The organism is Mycobacterium tuberculosis H37Rv (assembly GCF_000195955.2).
GTDB classification, from domain to species: Bacteria; Actinomycetota; Actinomycetes; order Mycobacteriales; family Mycobacteriaceae; genus Mycobacterium; species Mycobacterium tuberculosis.
Genome location: NC_000962.3, coordinates 2,080,697 through 2,097,330, shown reverse-complemented (window position 1 = coordinate 2,097,330; position 16,634 = coordinate 2,080,697). Strand labels below are relative to the sequence as shown.

Genomic DNA, 16,634 nt, shown 5'->3' with positions numbered 1-16,634 from the left:
CGCCGCGGCAGGTTCAACGGTTTCGAGCGGGTTAAGGCCGCGCCTCGAGGTTCTGCAGCCGCACTTGGCCGCGGGCGACCACCCGGTCGGTGTCGTCGGTGATGGTGACCAGCCACAGCTGTTGCCGCCGACCCCGATGCAGCGGTTCGGCGGTGCCATACACCATCCCTGAGCTGATGGAGCGCACGAAATCCGTATTATTGTTAACGCCGACCACACTCCCGCCTTCGCCGTGCGAATTGAGCCAGGCAAAGGCTGCCATGCTGGCGATGCTCTCGATCATCGCGCAGTAGACACCGCCGTGCACGACGCCCGTCAGCTGCAACAACTTGGGCCGGACGTCGAGCTGCGCTCGGGCCCCGTCGGGACCCAGTTCGGTGAATTGCAAACCCAACTCGCTGTCGAACGGCACGGTGACATTCAGCGGAGCGGGTGAGTCCGGCGATGGCTGCACGTCCTTGTGTCTACACCAACGGGCGAGCCCCGTGCACCAAGGCACGGGGCTCGCCGATCGAGTCGACCGGGGGTCACTGCAGCCCTCAGGACTCGGCCGCGGTCGTTGTGGCTCGACGAAGTAATGATAGGCAAGGCTGCCCTAATTTAGCAAGCGTTAGCGTGTAATGTTTGCGAGCCGGGTGCATAGGCCCGGTACGGCCGCCCGCCGGTTTGGATACGACAGCGAGTAGTAAGCCGGAGTACGCTGGTTTCAACCCGCAGGAGATGAACGAACAATGGCCAAGCTGACACGGTTGGGGGATTTGGAACGCGCGGTCATGGACCATTTGTGGTCCAGGACGGAACCCCAAACCGTTCGCCAAGTCCACGAAGCGTTGTCGGCGCGCCGCGACCTTGCCTACACGACGGTGATGACCGTGCTGCAACGGTTGGCAAAGAAGAACCTCGTGCTGCAGATCCGCGACGATCGAGCCCACCGCTACGCTCCCGTGCACGGCCGCGACGAATTGGTCGCCGGGCTGATGGTCGATGCATTGGCTCAGGCCGAGGACTCCGGCAGCAGGCAAGCCGCGCTGGTGCACTTCGTCGAGCGAGTCGGTGCCGACGAGGCGGATGCGCTACGACGTGCGCTCGCCGAATTGGAAGCCGGTCATGGCAATCGGCCACCGGCTGGCGCGGCAACGGAGACTTGAGGGAGACTAACGGCGTGTCCGCGCTGGCCTTCACCATCCTCGCGGTGCTGCTGGCTGGCCCGACCCCAGCCCTGCTAGCCCGGGCAACGTGGCCACTGCGCGCACCGCGCGCCGCCATGGTGCTGTGGCAGGCGATTGCCCTGGCCGCGGTGCTGTCGTCGTTCAGCGCCGGAATCGCGATCGCTAGCAGGCTGCTCATGCCCGGTCCCGACGGACGCCCTACGACCAGCTTCGTCGGCGCGGCCGGCCGCCTCGGCTGGCCGCTGTGGGCGGCCTACATCACCGTCTTTGCGTTGACTGTGCTGGTCGGTGCCCGGCTGGCGGTCGCCGTGGTGCGCGTCGCCACCGCCACGCGACGACGACGGGCACACCACCGCATGGTGGTCGATCTCGTCGGGGTCGGACACAATGGCGCGCTTGCCCAGCCGTGCGCGCGGGCCCGCGACCTTCGGGTCTTGGACGTCGCGCAGCCCCTTGCCTACTGTCTGCCCGGTGTGCGTAGCCGGGTTGTGGTCAGCGAAGGCACACTGACCGCGCTCGCCGACGCCGAGGTCGCGGCGATCCTTACCCATGAGCGGGCTCATCTACGCGCCCGCCACGATCTTGTCCTGGAGGCGTTTACCGCGGTGCACGCGGCTTTCCCGCGGTTGGTCCGCAGCGCCAATGCGCTGGGGGCGGTGCAGCTACTCGTCGAGCTCCTGGCCGATGACGCCGCGGTGCGCGCCGCCGGGCGCACTCCCCTGGCTCGGGCATTGGTCGCCTGTGCGTCCGGGCGGGCGCCGTCGGGTGCGTTGGCCGTCGGAGGTCCCAGCACGGTGCTCCGCGTGCGCCGGCTGTCGGGGCGTGGAAATAGCGCGGTTCTGTCCGCGGCCGCATATCTAGCTGCGGCCGCCGTCCTGGTGGTGCCCACCGTCGCGCTGGCCGTACCGTGGCTCACGCAGCTGCAGCGGCTGTTCATCGCCTAGCGAAGCCGGGCCCAACTGAAAGGCAGGACATGAGTTCGTCGGAATCGCCAGCCGGCATCGCGCAGATCGGCGTCACTGGCCTGGCCGTGATGGGTTCCAACATCGCCCGAAACTTCGCCCGGCACGGCTACACCGTGGCAGTGCACAATCGGTCGGTCGCCAAGACCGACGCGCTGCTTAAGGAGCACAGCTCAGACGGCAAGTTCGTGCGCAGTGAAACGATCCCCGAATTTCTTGCCGCACTGGAAAAACCGCGTCGGGTGCTGATCATGGTCAAGGCCGGAGAGGCCACTGACGCTGACGCTGTCATCAACGAACTTGCTGACGCCATGGAACCCGGCGACATCATCATCGACGGCGGCAATGCGTTGTACACCGACACCATGCGCCGCGAGAAAGCGATGCGTGAGCGGGGCTTGCACTTCGTCGGGGCCGGGATCTCCGGCGGCGAAGAGGGCGCGTTGAACGGGCCGTCGATCATGCCCGGCGGACCCGCCGAGTCATACCAATCGCTGGGTCCGCTGCTCGAGGAGATCTCCGCGCATGTCGACGGCGTGCCGTGCTGCACCCACATTGGCCCGGACGGCTCCGGGCACTTCGTCAAGATGGTCCACAACGGCATCGAGTACTCCGACATGCAGCTCATCGGTGAGGCCTACCAGCTGATGCGCGACGGGCTAGGTCTGACCGCGCCGGCGATCGCCGATGTGTTCACCGAGTGGAACAATGGCGATCTGGACAGCTACCTGGTCGAGATCACCGCCGAGGTGCTGCGGCAGACCGATGCCAAGACCGGCAAACCGCTCGTCGACGTCATCGTGGACCGGGCCGAGCAGAAAGGCACCGGCCGTTGGACCGTCAAGTCCGCGCTGGACCTGGGTGTGCCGGTGACCGGCATCGCCGAAGCGGTGTTTGCCCGCGCTCTCTCGGGATCCGTGGGGCAACGCTCGGCCGCCAGCGGTCTGGCTTCGGGCAAGCTCGGCGAGCAGCCCGCCGACCCCGCCACGTTCACCGAAGACGTCCGCCAGGCGTTGTACGCCTCCAAGATCGTGGCCTACGCTCAGGGCTTCAACCAGATCCAGGCCGGCAGCGCCGAATTCGGCTGGGACATCACGCCGGGCGACCTGGCCACCATCTGGCGTGGCGGCTGCATCATCCGGGCGAAGTTCCTCAACCACATCAAGGAAGCCTTTGACGCCAGCCCGAACCTGGCCAGTCTGATTGTGGCCCCGTATTTCCGCGGCGCCGTCGAATCGGCGATCGACAGTTGGCGGCGTGTGGTGTCGACGGCGGCCCAACTGGGTATCCCGACCCCGGGATTCTCGTCGGCCCTGTCGTATTACGACGCGCTGCGCACCGCGCGGCTGCCCGCTGCACTCACCCAGGCCCAGCGCGACTTCTTCGGCGCACACACCTACGGCCGGATCGACGAACCAGGCAAGTTCCACACACTATGGAGTTCAGACCGCACCGAAGTACCGGTGTAGCGGGCTAGAACTAAAAGGGGGTAAAGGGGTAAGTGATGAGATTTCTAGACGGGCACCCACCCGGGTACGACCTGACATACAACGACGTGTTCATCGTTCCGAACCGATCCGAGGTCGCGTCGCGCTTCGACGTCGATTTGTCCACCGCCGACGGCTCGGGCACCACCATTCCGGTAGTGGTCGCCAATATGACCGCGGTAGCCGGGCGGCGGATGGCCGAGACGGTCGCCCGCCGCGGTGGCATCGTAATCCTGCCGCAGGATCTGCCGATCCCGGCGGTAAAGCAGACGGTGGCGTTCGTCAAAAGCCGGGACCTGGTGCTCGACACCCCAGTGACGCTGGCACCCGACGATTCGGTGTCCGACGCCATGGCGCTCATCCACAAGCGCGCACATGGCGTCGCGGTGGTCATCCTCGAGGGTCGCCCGATCGGATTGGTGCGCGAATCGTCCTGCCTGGGCGTGGATCGCTTCACCCGGGTGCGCGATATCGCCGTGACGGACTATGTGACCGCTCCAGCGGGAACCGAGCCACGCAAGATCTTCGACCTGCTGGAGCACGCCCCGGTCGACGTTGCGGTGCTGACCGACGCCGACGGCACGTTGGCGGGAGTGCTAAGCCGCACCGGGGCTATCCGCGCCGGTATCTACACCCCGGCCACCGATAGCGCGGGCCGGCTGCGGATCGGCGCGGCCGTCGGCATCAACGGCGACGTGGGCGCTAAGGCCCGAGCGCTCGCCGAAGCCGGCGTCGACGTGCTGGTCATCGACACCGCACACGGACACCAGGTCAAGACCTTGGACGCGATCAAGGCGGTCTCGGCACTGGACTTGGGTTTGCCGCTGGCGGCGGGAAACGTGGTGTCGGCGGAGGGCACCCGGGATCTGCTGAAAGCCGGGGCGAACGTCGTCAAGGTCGGTGTCGGCCCCGGCGCCATGTGCACCACCCGAATGATGACCGGTGTCGGCCGCCCGCAGTTCTCCGCTGTGCTCGAATGCGCTTCTGCGGCAAGGCAGCTCGGTGGTCATATCTGGGCCGACGGCGGGATCCGGCATCCACGCGACGTGGCTCTGGCGCTGGCCGCCGGCGCCTCGAACGTGATGATCGGATCGTGGTTCGCCGGCACCTACGAATCCCCCGGAGACCTGATGCGTGACCGCGACGATCAGCCGTACAAGGAGAGCTACGGCATGGCATCCAAGCGGGCGGTGGTGGCCCGGACCGGCGCGGACAACCCGTTCGACCGAGCTCGTAAGGCGTTGTTCGAGGAAGGCATCTCGACGTCGCGGATGGGCCTTGACCCCGACCGCGGAGGTGTGGAGGACCTAATTGACCACATCACTTCTGGCGTGCGCAGCACCTGCACCTATGTGGGTGCCTCGAACCTGGCGGAGCTGCATGAGCGGGCCGTGGTGGGCGTGCAGTCGGGAGCGGGCTTTGCCGAGGGCCATCCGCTGCCCGCCGGCTGGTGAAGCTGGCGCCACGAGCTATCTCGCTACGATGTGTACTTCAAACCCGCAGTATCGCGCTGCGCGGTTGCGAGCGAAAGGGATGACGTGCCGCGGGCACCCGTCCACACCGTCGGTTTTCCAGGCGAGCGGCCGGTACTGGCTCGGCCCGATATAGCGCGACGACCGAGCCGCCCGTGAACCTCACCGATACCGTCGCCACCATCCTGGCGATCTTGGCGCTCACCGCAGGCACGGGGGTGTTCGTCGCGGCCGAATTCTCGCTGACCGCGCTGGACCGCAGCACCGTGGAGGCCAACGCCCGCGGCGGCACCAGTCGGGACCGCTTCATCCAGCGCGCACACCACCGGCTGTCGTTCCAGCTTTCGGGTGCTCAGTTGGGTATCTCGATCACCACCTTGGCTACCGGCTACCTGACCGAACCGCTGGTGGCCGAGCTACCGCATCCTGGGCTGGTCGCAGTCGGAATGTCTGATCGGGTGGCCGACGGTCTTATCACGTTTTTTGCCCTGGTGATCGTGACATCGCTGTCGATGGTCTTCGGCGAGCTGGTCCCCAAGTATCTCGCGGTGGCGCGCCCGCTGCGCACCGCGCGCTCAGTCGTGGCCGGCCAGGTGCTGTTCTCACTGCTGCTCACCCCGGCCATCCGTCTCACGAACGGAGCGGCGAACTGGATCGTGCGTCGACTTGGCATCGAGCCGGCCGAGGAGCTGCGCTCAGCTCGCACACCGCAGGAGCTGGTGTCGTTGGTGCGTAGTTCCGCGCGCAGCGGCGCACTCGATGACGCCACGGCGTGGCTGATGCGCCGCTCGCTGCAGTTCGGCGCCCTGACGGCCGAGGAGCTGATGACGCCACGGTCGAAGATCGTGGCGCTGCAGACCGATGACACCATCGCCGACCTGGTTGCGGCCGCGGCCGCATCGGGATTCTCGCGCTTCCCGGTGGTCGAGGGAGATCTCGATGCGACCGTCGGCATCGTGCACGTCAAGCAGGTGTTCGAGGTTCCGCCCGGCGATCGCGCGCACACGCTGCTAACGACGGTCGCCGAGCCGGTCGCGGTGGTGCCCTCGACGCTCGACGGCGATGCGGTGATGGCGCAGGTCCGCGCCAGTGCGCTACAGACCGCCATGGTTGTGGACGAGTACGGCGGCACCGCGGGCATGGTAACCCTGGAGGACTTGATCGAAGAGATCGTGGGCGACGTCCGCGACGAACACGACGATGCGACACCGGATGTGGTGGCAGCCGGCAACGGATGGCGGGTCTCGGGTCTGCTACGCATCGACGAGGTGGCCAGCGCCACCGGCTATCGAGCCCCCGACGGTCCGTACGAGACGATCGGCGGGTTGGTGCTTCGAGAGCTCGGCCACATCCCGGTGGCCGGCGAAACGGTCGAGCTGACTGCCTTGGACCAGGACGGACTTCCCGACGACTCGATGCGGTGGTTAGCCACCGTGATCCAGATGGACGGGCGCCGGATCGACTTGTTGGAGTTGATCAAAATGGGCGGCCATGCCGACCCCGGGTCGGGGCGGGGCCGCTGATGGATGTGCTGTCCGCGGTGTTGCTGGCGCTTTTGCTGATCGGCGCCAACGCGTTCTTCGTGGGCGCGGAATTCGCGTTGATCTCGGCGCGTCGTGACCGCCTCGAAGCGCTGGCCGAGCAGGGCAAGGCCACTGCCGTCACCGTGATCCGGGCGGGCGAACAGCTCCCGGCGATGCTGACCGGCGCACAGCTGGGGGTTACGGTGTCCTCGATCCTGCTTGGCCGGGTCGGCGAACCGGCAGTCGTCAAGCTGCTACAGCTGTCGTTCGGGCTGAGCGGTGTACCGCCGGCGCTGCTGCACACCTTGTCGTTGGCGATCGTGGTGGCGCTGCATGTCCTGCTCGGTGAGATGGTGCCGAAGAACATCGCTTTGGCTGGTCCGGAGCGAACAGCGATGTTGCTGGTCCCGCCGTACCTGGTCTACGTGCGCCTCGCCCGGCCGTTCATCGCGTTCTACAACAACTGCGCCAACGCGATACTGCGGCTGGTTGGGGTGCAGCCGAAGGATGAACTCGACATCGCCGTCTCCACTGCGGAACTGTCCGAGATGATCGCCGAATCGCTATCCGAAGGCCTGCTGGATCACGAGGAGCACACGCGGCTAACCCGAGCCCTTCGGATTCGAACTCGCCTGGTTGCCGATGTCGCGGTGCCGCTGGTCAACATTCGGGCAGTGCAGGTGTCGGCGGTAGGGTCCGGGCCCACCATCGGCGGGGTCGAACAGGCCTTGGCGCAAACCGGCTACTCCCGCTTTCCGGTGGTGGATCGCGGTGGAAGGTTCATCGGATATCTGCACATCAAGGACGTGCTGACCCTCGGTGACAATCCGCAAACCGTGATCGATCTGGCCGTTGTGCGCCCGCTGCCGCGGGTTCCCCAATCGTTGCCGCTGGCCGACGCCCTGTCGCGGATGCGGCGCATCAACAGCCATCTGGCCTTGGTAACCGCCGACAACGGTTCTGTCGTGGGGATGGTGGCGCTGGAGGACGTGGTGGAGGACCTGGTTGGCACCATGCGCGACGGGACGCATCGTTGACTGACGCAGGGATCGGTGTCTGACGGGACACCGAGCGTAATCGGGGGCTGCTGCCGCTGACAATCGTTTCGGATCAGTTGGCCCGAACGCCGGACGTGGTGGCGGGACGTCAATACGCTGTAACCGCTGGGACTGCGCACCCGGTCCCGTGAGGAGCGCGTCATGTCGTTTGTGGTGGCGGCCCCAGAAGTGGTGGTGGCGGCGGCGTCGGATTTGGCCGGCATCGGGTCGGCGATCGGCGCGGCGAATGCGGCTGCGGCCGTGCCCACGATGGGGGTGCTGGCCGCGGGCGCCGATGAGGTGTCGGCGGCTGTTGCGGATTTGTTCGGCGCGCACGCCCAGGCCTATCAGGCATTGAGTGCGCAGGCGGCGCTGTTTCACGAGCAGTTTGTGCATGCCATGACCGCCGGCGCGGGGGCCTATGCCGGTGCCGAGGCGGCGGACGCCGCCGCGCTGGACGTGCTCAACGGGCCGTTTCAGGCGTTGTTCGGCCGCCCGTTGATCGGTGATGGCGCCAATGGCGCGCCGGGACAGCCCGGCGGGCCCGGCGGGTTGCTGTACGGCAACGGCGGCAACGGCGGCAACGGCGGGATCGGCCAGCCCGGCGGCGCCGGTGGGGATGCAGGGTTGATCGGCAACGGCGGCAACGGTGGCATCGGCGGGCCCGGGGCGACCGGCCTTGCCGGTGGTGCCGGCGGGGTCGGCGGACTGCTCTTCGGCGACGGCGGCAACGGCGGTGCCGGCGGACTCGGTACCGGACCCGTCGGCGCTACCGGTGGGATCGGCGGGCCCGGTGGAGCCGCCGTCGGGCTGTTCGGCCATGGCGGGGCCGGCGGGGCCGGCGGGCTCGGCAAGGCCGGCTTCGCGGGCGGGGCCGGCGGCACCGGCGGCACCGGCGGACTGCTGTACGGCAACGGCGGCAACGGCGGCAATGTCCCATCGGGAGCCGCCGACGGCGGAGCGGGCGGTGACGCCCGGCTGATCGGCAACGGGGGCGACGGCGGCTCCGTCGGTGCCGCCCCCACCGGCATCGGCAACGGCGGCAACGGCGGCAACGGCGGGTGGCTGTACGGCGACGGCGGTTCCGGAGGCAGCACCCTGCAAGGTTTCAGCGACGGTGGTACCGGCGGTAACGCCGGGATGTTCGGCGACGGCGGTAACGGCGGGTTCAGCTTCTTCGATGGCAACGGCGGCGACGGCGGCACCGGCGGGACGCTGATCGGCAACGGCGGCGACGGCGGCAACAGCGTGCAAACCGACGGCTTTCTCCGAGGCCACGGCGGCGACGGCGGCAACGCCGTCGGGCTGATCGGCAACGGTGGCGCCGGAGGCGCCGGGTCCGCCGGTACCGGCGTCTTCGCCCCCGGCGGTGGCAGTGGCGGGAACGGAGGCAACGGCGCGCTGCTGGTCGGCAACGGTGGCGCCGGCGGCTCCGGTGGGCCAACCCAGATTCCCTCAGTCGCGGTACCCGTCACCGGCGCCGGCGGCACCGGGGGTAACGGCGGCACGGCCGGGTTGATCGGCAACGGTGGCAATGGCGGCGCCGCCGGCGTCAGCGGGGACGGCACCCCCGGCACCGGCGGTAACGGCGGCTACGCCCAGTTGATCGGCGACGGCGGCGACGGTGGGCCCGGCGACTCTGGCGGGCCGGGCGGCAGCGGCGGTACGGGCGGAACGCTGGCCGGCCAGAACGGGTCCCCCGGGGGATAGCTCCCGCGCGCAGGCGAGCTGGATTCATACACCCGTATGAGCTGTATACACTCATGCTATGAGTAAGCGCCTGCAGGTTCTGCTGGACCCCGACGAGTGGGAAGAACTCCGAGAGATTGCACGCCGGCACCGCACGACAGTGTCCGAGTGGGTCCGCCGGACGCTGCGGGAGGCGCGGGAGCGAGAACCGCGCGGCGATCTAGACATGAAGCTGCGATCTGTCCGTGCCGCCGCACGCCATGAGTTCCCGACAGCCGACGTCGAGCAGATGCTCGAGGAAATCGAACGCGGACGCGGTGCGGAGCGCGAAGGATCACGGTGATCCTCGTTGACTCCAACATTCCCATGTATCTGGTGGGTGCCTCGCACCCGCATAAGCTGGACGCGCAACGTCTGCTGGAGTCGGCGCTGTCGGGCGGTGAACGCCTAGTCACCGACGCCGAGGTGCTGCAGGAGATATGCCACCGGTATGTGGCAATCAAACGCCGTGAGGCGATTCAGCCGGCTTTCGATGCAATTATCGGCGTGGTCGACGAAGTGCTGCCGATCGAGCGCACCGATGTCGAACACGCGAGGGATGCCCTGTTGCGCTATCAAACGTTGTCGGCCAGGGATGCACTACACATCGCCGTCATGGCTCACCACGACATTACCCGGCTGATGAGCTTCGACCGTGGGTTCGACTCCTATCCGGGGATCAAGCGTCTGGCCTGATTCGGAATCACACCGCCGCAATGAGCGGCACCGACGTGGCCGGAGCCGCTCCCGGCGGGATGCTGTCCGGCCAGAACGGATCCAACGGGATTGTAGTAGGCAGACCGCCCCACCCGTATGATCGCTGCGGCCACTGCGTCGCGTTGCCAGCCAGCGAGCATGCCGGGTGCCGAGGTGCTGACAGAGCTTGACGTGACCTGCGGTTGCGGGTCGCCGGATGTAGTAGTCGTCTTGTCGGCCGGTAGGCTGAGCAATTGCCAGTAAGGGAGGAAGCAATGACAGATCGCGTGTCGGTGGGCAACTTGCGCATCGCTCGGGTGCTCTACGACTTCGTGAACAATGAAGCCCTGCCTGGCACCGATATCGACCCGGACAGCTTCTGGGCGGGCGTCGACAAGGTCGTCGCCGACCTGACCCCGCAGAACCAAGCTCTGTTGAACGCCCGCGACGAGCTGCAGGCGCAGATCGACAAGTGGCACCGGCGTCGGGTGATCGAGCCCATCGACATGGATGCCTACCGCCAGTTCCTCACCGAGATCGGCTACCTGCTTCCCGAACCTGATGACTTCACCATCACCACGTCCGGTGTCGACGCTGAGATCACCACGACCGCCGGCCCCCAGCTGGTGGTGCCGGTGCTCAACGCGCGGTTTGCTCTGAACGCGGCCAACGCTCGCTGGGGCTCCCTCTACGACGCCTTGTATGGCACCGATGTCATCCCCGAGACCGACGGCGCCGAAAAAGGCCCCACGTACAACAAGGTTCGTGGCGACAAGGTGATCGCGTATGCCCGCAAGTTCCTCGACGACAGTGTTCCGCTGTCGTCGGGTTCCTTTGGCGACGCCACCGGTTTCACAGTGCAGGATGGCCAGCTCGTGGTTGCCTTGCCGGATAAGTCCACCGGCCTGGCCAACCCCGGCCAGTTCGCCGGCTACACCGGCGCAGCCGAGTCGCCGACATCGGTGCTGCTAATCAATCACGGTTTGCACATCGAGATCCTGATCGATCCGGAGTCGCAGGTCGGCACCACCGACCGGGCCGGCGTCAAGGACGTGATCCTGGAATCCGCGATCACCACGATCATGGACTTCGAGGACTCGGTGGCCGCCGTGGACGCCGCCGACAAGGTGCTGGGTTATCGGAACTGGCTCGGCCTGAACAAGGGCGACCTGGCAGCAGCGGTAGACAAGGACGGCACCGCTTTCCTGCGGGTGCTCAATAGGGACCGGAACTACACCGCACCCGGCGGTGGCCAGTTCACGCTGCCTGGACGCAGCCTCATGTTCGTCCGCAACGTCGGTCACTTGATGACGAATGACGCCATCGTCGACACTGACGGCAGCGAGGTGTTCGAAGGCATCATGGATGCCCTATTCACCGGCCTGATCGCCATCCACGGGCTAAAGGCCAGCGACGTCAACGGGCCGCTGATCAACAGCCGCACCGGCTCCATCTACATCGTCAAGCCGAAGATGCACGGTCCGGCCGAGGTGGCGTTTACCTGCGAACTGTTCAGCCGGGTTGAAGATGTGCTGGGGTTGCCGCAAAACACCATGAAGATCGGCATCATGGACGAGGAACGCCGGACCACGGTCAACCTCAAGGCGTGCATCAAAGCTGCCGCGGACCGCGTGGTGTTCATCAACACCGGGTTCCTGGACCGCACCGGCGATGAAATCCACACCTCGATGGAGGCCGGCCCGATGGTGCGCAAGGGCACCATGAAGAGCCAGCCGTGGATCTTGGCCTACGAGGACCACAACGTCGATGCCGGCCTGGCCGCCGGGTTCAGCGGCCGAGCCCAGGTCGGCAAGGGCATGTGGACAATGACCGAGCTGATGGCCGACATGGTCGAGACAAAAATCGCCCAGCCGCGCGCCGGGGCCAGCACCGCCTGGGTTCCCTCTCCCACTGCGGCCACCCTGCATGCGCTGCACTACCACCAGGTCGACGTCGCCGCGGTGCAACAAGGACTGGCGGGGAAGCGTCGCGCCACCATCGAACAATTGCTGACCATTCCGCTGGCCAAGGAATTGGCCTGGGCTCCCGACGAGATCCGCGAAGAGGTCGACAACAACTGTCAATCCATCCTCGGCTACGTGGTTCGCTGGGTTGATCAAGGTGTCGGCTGCTCGAAGGTGCCCGACATCCACGACGTCGCGCTCATGGAGGACCGGGCCACGCTGCGAATCTCCAGCCAATTGTTGGCCAACTGGCTGCGCCACGGTGTGATCACCAGCGCGGATGTGCGGGCCAGCTTGGAGCGGATGGCGCCGTTGGTCGATCGACAAAACGCGGGCGACGTGGCATACCGACCGATGGCACCCAACTTCGACGACAGTATCGCCTTCCTGGCCGCGCAGGAGCTGATCTTGTCCGGGGCCCAGCAGCCCAACGGCTACACCGAGCCGATCCTGCACCGACGTCGTCGGGAGTTTAAGGCCCGGGCCGCTGAGAAGCCGGCCCCATCGGACAGGGCCGGTGACGATGCGGCCCGCTAGCGGGCCGCTGTGGGGGCACCGCCCGCTTGCGGGAGAGAGCCGGCCCCATCGGGCAGAGCCGGTGCGTAGCTCGTGCTTGACAGGCGCCGGCCTTCGACGGAGAGGACGCAGACGCCGGTATGGGTAGGCACAGCAAGCCCGACCCCGAGGATTCCGTTGACGACCTGTCCGACGGGCATGCGGCGGAACAACAGCACTGGGAGGACATATCGGGTAGCTACGACTATCCCGGTGTAGATCAGCCCGATGACGGCCCGTTATCCAGCGAGGGCCACTACTCCGCCGTCGGCGGCTACTCGGCTAGCGGCTCAGAAGACTACCCTGACATTCCACCCCGCCCCGACTGGGAGCCAACGGGTGCCGAGCCCATAGCGGCCGCCCCGCCGCCGCTGTTTCGCTTCGGACATCGGGGGCCCGGCGACTGGCAGGCCGGGCACCGTAGCGCGGACGGGCGGCGGGGAGTCAGTATCGGCGTGATCGTGGCCCTTGTCGCAGTGGTGGTAATGGTGGCCGGGGTGATCTTGTGGCGCTTCTTCGGTGACGCGTTGTCCAACCGCTCGCATACGGCTGCCGCCCGCTGCGTGGGCGGCAAGGACACCGTCGCTGTTATAGCCGACCCATCAATCGCCGATCAGGTAAAGGAGTCAGCCGACAGCTACAACGCGTCGGCGGGCCCGGTCGGCGACCGTTGTGTGGCAGTGGCTGTCACCTCGGCCGGCTCCGATGCCGTCATCAATGGTTTCATCGGCAAATGGCCGACCGAACTGGGCGGCCAGCCGGGATTGTGGATTCCGAGTAGCTCCATCTCGGCGGCGCGGCTTACCGGGGCCGCGGGCAGCCAAGCCATTAGCGATAGCCGCTCACTGGTGATATCGCCGGTGTTGCTCGCCGTGCGGCCCGAATTGCAGCAGGCCCTCGCCAACCAGAACTGGGCGGCGTTGCCCGGCCTGCAAACCAATCCGAACTCGTTGTCCGGCTTGGACTTGCCTGCCTGGGGATCACTGCGGCTGGCAATGCCGAGCAGTGGCAACGGCGATGCCGCGTATTTGGCCGGCGAGGCGGTGGCTGCCGCGTCAGCACCTGCTGGCGCGCCAGCAACAGCGGGTATCGGCGCGGTGCGCACCCTGATGGGCGCACGACCTAAGCTCGCCGACGACTCCTTGACCGCGGCGATGGACACGCTGCTCAAGCCCGGCGATGTCGCCACGGCACCCGTGCACGCGGTGGTCACCACCGAACAACAGTTGTTCCAGCGCGGCCAGTCACTTTCAGATGCCGAGAACACCTTGGGTTCCTGGCTGCCGCCGGGGCCGGCTGCGGTCGCTGACTATCCGACGGTGCTGCTCAGTGGTGCATGGCTATCGCAGGAGCAAACGTCGGCGGCCAGCGCGTTTGCCAGGTATTTGCACAAGCCCGAGCAACTGGCCAAACTGGCCAGAGCTGGTTTCCGAGTCAGCGACGTCAAACCGCCGAGCAGCCCCGTCACCAGTTTCCCAGCGCTGCCTTCGACTTTGTCGGTGGGTGACGACTCCATGCGCGCGACCCTGGCGGACACCATGGTCACCGCGTCGGCCGGAGTGGCCGCGACCATCATGCTCGACCAATCGATGCCCAATGATGAAGGCGGCAATAGCCGGCTTAGCAATGTCGTTGCGGCGCTTGAGAACCGGATCAAGGCGATGCCGCCCAGTTCGGTCGTCGGACTGTGGACATTCGACGGCCGCGAGGGCCGAACAGAGGTGCCGGCCGGGCCATTGGCCGACCCGGTCAACGGCCAGCCCCGCCCCGCGGCCTTGACGGCCGCGTTGGGCAAGCAATACTCCTCGGGCGGTGGCGCGGTGTCGTTCACCACTCTGCGCTTGATCTATCAGGAGATGCTAGCCAATTACCGTGTTGGCCAGGCTAATTCTGTGCTGGTTATTACCGCGGGGCCGCATACGGACCAAACCCTCGACGGGCCGGGCCTGCAGGATTTCATCCGCAAGAGCGCAGACCCGGCCAAGCCGATCGCGGTCAACATCATCGACTTCGGTGCTGATCCCGATCGGGCAACCTGGGAAGCCGTCGCACAGCTCAGCGGCGGCAGCTACCAAAACCTGGAGACATCGGCATCCCCCGACCTGGCAACCGCGGTCAACATCTTCTTGAGCTGATCGCCTGGCTACCCGATGACCAGACGCGGCGGCTCGGATGCGGCCTGGTACTCCGCGCCGGACCAACGATCCGCCTACCCGAGATATCGTGGGATGCGCTACTCCTCGTGCTATGTGACGATGCGCGACGGGGTGCGCATCGCCATCGACCTCTACCTGCCCGCGGGCCTGACGAGTGCCGCAAGGCTGCCCGCGATCCTGCATCAGACCCGCTACTACCGGTCGCTGCAGTTGCGCTGGCCGTTGCGGATGTTGCTCGGGGGCAAGCCCCTCCAGCACATCGCCGCAGATAAGCGTCGTCGGAGACGTTTCGTCGCCAGCGGCTACGCCTGGGTCGATGTGGATGTGCGCGGATCGGGCGCGTCGTTCGGCGCCCGCGTGTGCGAATGGTCCTCCGACGAGATCCGGGACGGCGCCGAGATCGTCGACTGGATCGTGCGCCAGCCTTGGTGCAACGGAACGGTCGCTGCGCTGGGAAATTCGTACGACGGCACGTCGGCCGAGTTACTGCTGGTCAACCAGCATCCCGCGGTGCGGGTGATCGCCCCGTGCTTCTCGCTGTTCGACGTCTACACCGACATCGCGTTCCCCGGCGGCATCCACGCCGCCTGGTTCACCGACACCTGGGGACGCTACAACGAGGCGCTCGACCGCAACGCCCTGCACGAAGTGGTCGGGTGGTGGGCGAAGCTCCCGGTGACCGGCATGCAGCCGGTGCAGGAGGACCGTGATCGCTCGCTGCGGGACGGGGCCATCGCCGCGCATCGCGGCAACTACGACGTTCACCAGATCGCGGGGTCATTGACGTTCCGGGACGACGTATCCGCCTCGGATCCCTATCGTGGCCAACCTGACGCCCGGCTCGAGCCGATCGGTACACCGATCGAGTCGGGCAGCATCAACCTGATCAGCCCGCACAATTATTGGCGTGACGTGCAGGCGTCGGGAGCGGCCATCTACAGCTACAGCGGCTGGTTCGACGGCGGGTATGCGCATGCCGCAATCAAACGTTTTCTGACCGTCTCCACCCCGGGCAGCCACTTGATCCTCGGTCCATGGAACCACACCGGCGGCTGGCGCGTCGACCCACTGCGCGGGCTCAGCAGACCCGACTTCGATCACGACGGCGAGCTGTTGAGGTTCATCGACCATCACGTCAAGGGGGCCGATACGGGCATCGGCTCCGAGCCGCCGGTGCACTACTTCACCATGGTCGAGAACCGCTGGAAGTCGGCCGACACCTGGCCGCCGCCCGCCACCACGCAGAGCTACTACCTGTCCGCAGACCGACAGCTGCGCCCGGACGCACCCGATTGCGACAGCGGTGCAGACGAATACGTGGTGGATCAGACGGCCGGAACGGGCGAGCGCTCACGCTGGCGCTCGCAAGTGGGCATCGGTGGACACGTTTGCTACCCGGACCGCAAGGCCCAGGATGCCAAGCTGCTGACCTATACCTCCGCACCGCTCGACCATCCCCTGGAGGTGACCGGTCATGTGGTGGTCACGCTGTTTATCACGTCGACGTCGAGCGACGGCACCTTCTTCGTCTATCTGGAAGACGTCGATCCGCGCGGCCGTGTCGCCTACATCACCGAGGGCCAGCTACGCGCCATCCACCGCCGGCTCAGCGACGGGCCGCCGCCGTACCGCCAGGTGGTCCCCTACCGAACGTTCGCGAGCGGGGACGCGTGGCCCCTAGTCCCGGGCGAGATTGCCCGGCTGACATTCGACCTGCTGCCGACGTCGTATCTGTTCCAACCGGGGCACCGCATCCGCATCGCCATCGCCGGCGCGGACGCAAGCCACTTCGCCATCCTTCCCGGTTGCGCACCGACCGTGCGCGTCTACCGTAGCCGGATGCATGCCTCTCGCATCGATCTGCCCGTGATACAGCCGTAGCCGG

Annotated in this window: 13 protein-coding genes; 12 read left to right on the top strand and 1 reads right to left on the bottom strand. The window is 66.8% G+C overall.

The features are described 5' to 3' along the window. Positions 1 to 31 precede the first annotated feature (31 nt). Positions 32 to 454, bottom strand: a complete 423-nt coding sequence (locus tag Rv1847) for an esterase (protein ID NP_216363.1) — start codon at positions 452 to 454, stop codon at positions 32 to 34. A gap of 277 nt (positions 455 to 731) precedes the next feature. On the opposite strand from Rv1847, the gene blaI reads away from it, so the two are divergent. The 12 genes from blaI to Rv1835c all read left to right on the top strand — a co-directional run bounded on the left by blaI (position 732) and on the right by Rv1835c (position 16,630). After that, positions 732 to 1,148, top strand: a complete 417-nt coding sequence (gene blaI, locus Rv1846c) for a transcriptional repressor BlaI (RefSeq protein ID NP_216362.1) — start codon at positions 732 to 734, stop codon at positions 1,146 to 1,148. Between the two features lie 14 nt (positions 1,149 to 1,162). Next, the gene (blaR, locus tag Rv1845c; RefSeq protein NP_216361.1) at positions 1,163 to 2,113 is read left to right on the top strand and encodes a sensor-transducer protein BlaR; all 951 of its coding nucleotides are present in this window, start codon (positions 1,163 to 1,165) and stop codon (positions 2,111 to 2,113) included. A 29-nt stretch (positions 2,114 to 2,142) separates the two neighbouring features. Then, complete coding sequence (gene gnd1, locus Rv1844c) at positions 2,143 to 3,600, top strand: 6-phosphogluconate dehydrogenase (RefSeq protein YP_177848.1); 1,458 nt, start codon at positions 2,143 to 2,145, stop codon at positions 3,598 to 3,600. A gap of 32 nt (positions 3,601 to 3,632) precedes the next feature. Continuing rightward, positions 3,633 to 5,072 carry an inosine-5'-monophosphate dehydrogenase gene (gene guaB1 / locus Rv1843c; protein ID NP_216359.1) on the top strand — a complete coding sequence of 480 codons (1,440 nt, stop codon included), beginning with the start codon at positions 3,633 to 3,635 and terminating at the stop codon, positions 5,070 to 5,072. A 173-nt stretch (positions 5,073 to 5,245) separates the two neighbouring features. After that, positions 5,246 to 6,613, top strand: coding sequence for a hypothetical protein (locus Rv1842c; RefSeq protein ID NP_216358.1), 1,368 nt, complete (start codon positions 5,246 to 5,248; stop codon positions 6,611 to 6,613). After that, on the top strand, positions 6,613 to 7,650 hold the full coding sequence (locus tag Rv1841c; RefSeq protein ID NP_216357.1) for a hypothetical protein: 1,038 nt from the start codon (positions 6,613 to 6,615) through the stop codon (positions 7,648 to 7,650). Before Rv1842c ends, Rv1841c begins: the two co-directional genes overlap by 1 nt. Positions 7,651 to 7,812: 162 nt before the next feature. Further along, a complete protein-coding gene (PE_PGRS34, locus tag Rv1840c) occupies positions 7,813 to 9,360 on the top strand; it encodes a PE-PGRS family protein PE_PGRS34 (protein ID YP_177847.1) in 1,548 nt (515 codons plus the stop codon). A gap of 58 nt (positions 9,361 to 9,418) precedes the next feature. Further along, positions 9,419 to 9,682 (top strand): antitoxin VapB13, encoded by a 264-nt coding sequence (gene vapB13 / locus Rv1839c; RefSeq protein ID NP_216355.1) that lies wholly within the window; start codon positions 9,419 to 9,421, stop codon positions 9,680 to 9,682. Beyond that, complete coding sequence (gene vapC13 / locus Rv1838c) at positions 9,679 to 10,074, top strand: ribonuclease VapC13 (protein ID NP_216354.1); 396 nt, start codon at positions 9,679 to 9,681, stop codon at positions 10,072 to 10,074. The genes vapB13 and vapC13 overlap by 4 nt, the downstream gene beginning before the upstream one ends. A 275-nt stretch (positions 10,075 to 10,349) precedes the next feature. Then, on the top strand, positions 10,350 to 12,575 hold the full coding sequence (gene glcB / locus Rv1837c) for a malate synthase (RefSeq protein NP_216353.1): 2,226 nt from the start codon (positions 10,350 to 10,352) through the stop codon (positions 12,573 to 12,575). Between the two features lie 119 nt (positions 12,576 to 12,694). Next, a complete protein-coding gene (locus tag Rv1836c; protein NP_216352.1) occupies positions 12,695 to 14,728 on the top strand; it encodes a hypothetical protein in 2,034 nt (677 codons plus the stop codon). Positions 14,729 to 14,743: 15 nt separating this feature from the next. Further along, a complete protein-coding gene (locus tag Rv1835c) occupies positions 14,744 to 16,630 on the top strand; it encodes a serine esterase (RefSeq protein ID NP_216351.1) in 1,887 nt (628 codons plus the stop codon). Positions 16,631 to 16,634: the final 4 nt, after the last annotated feature.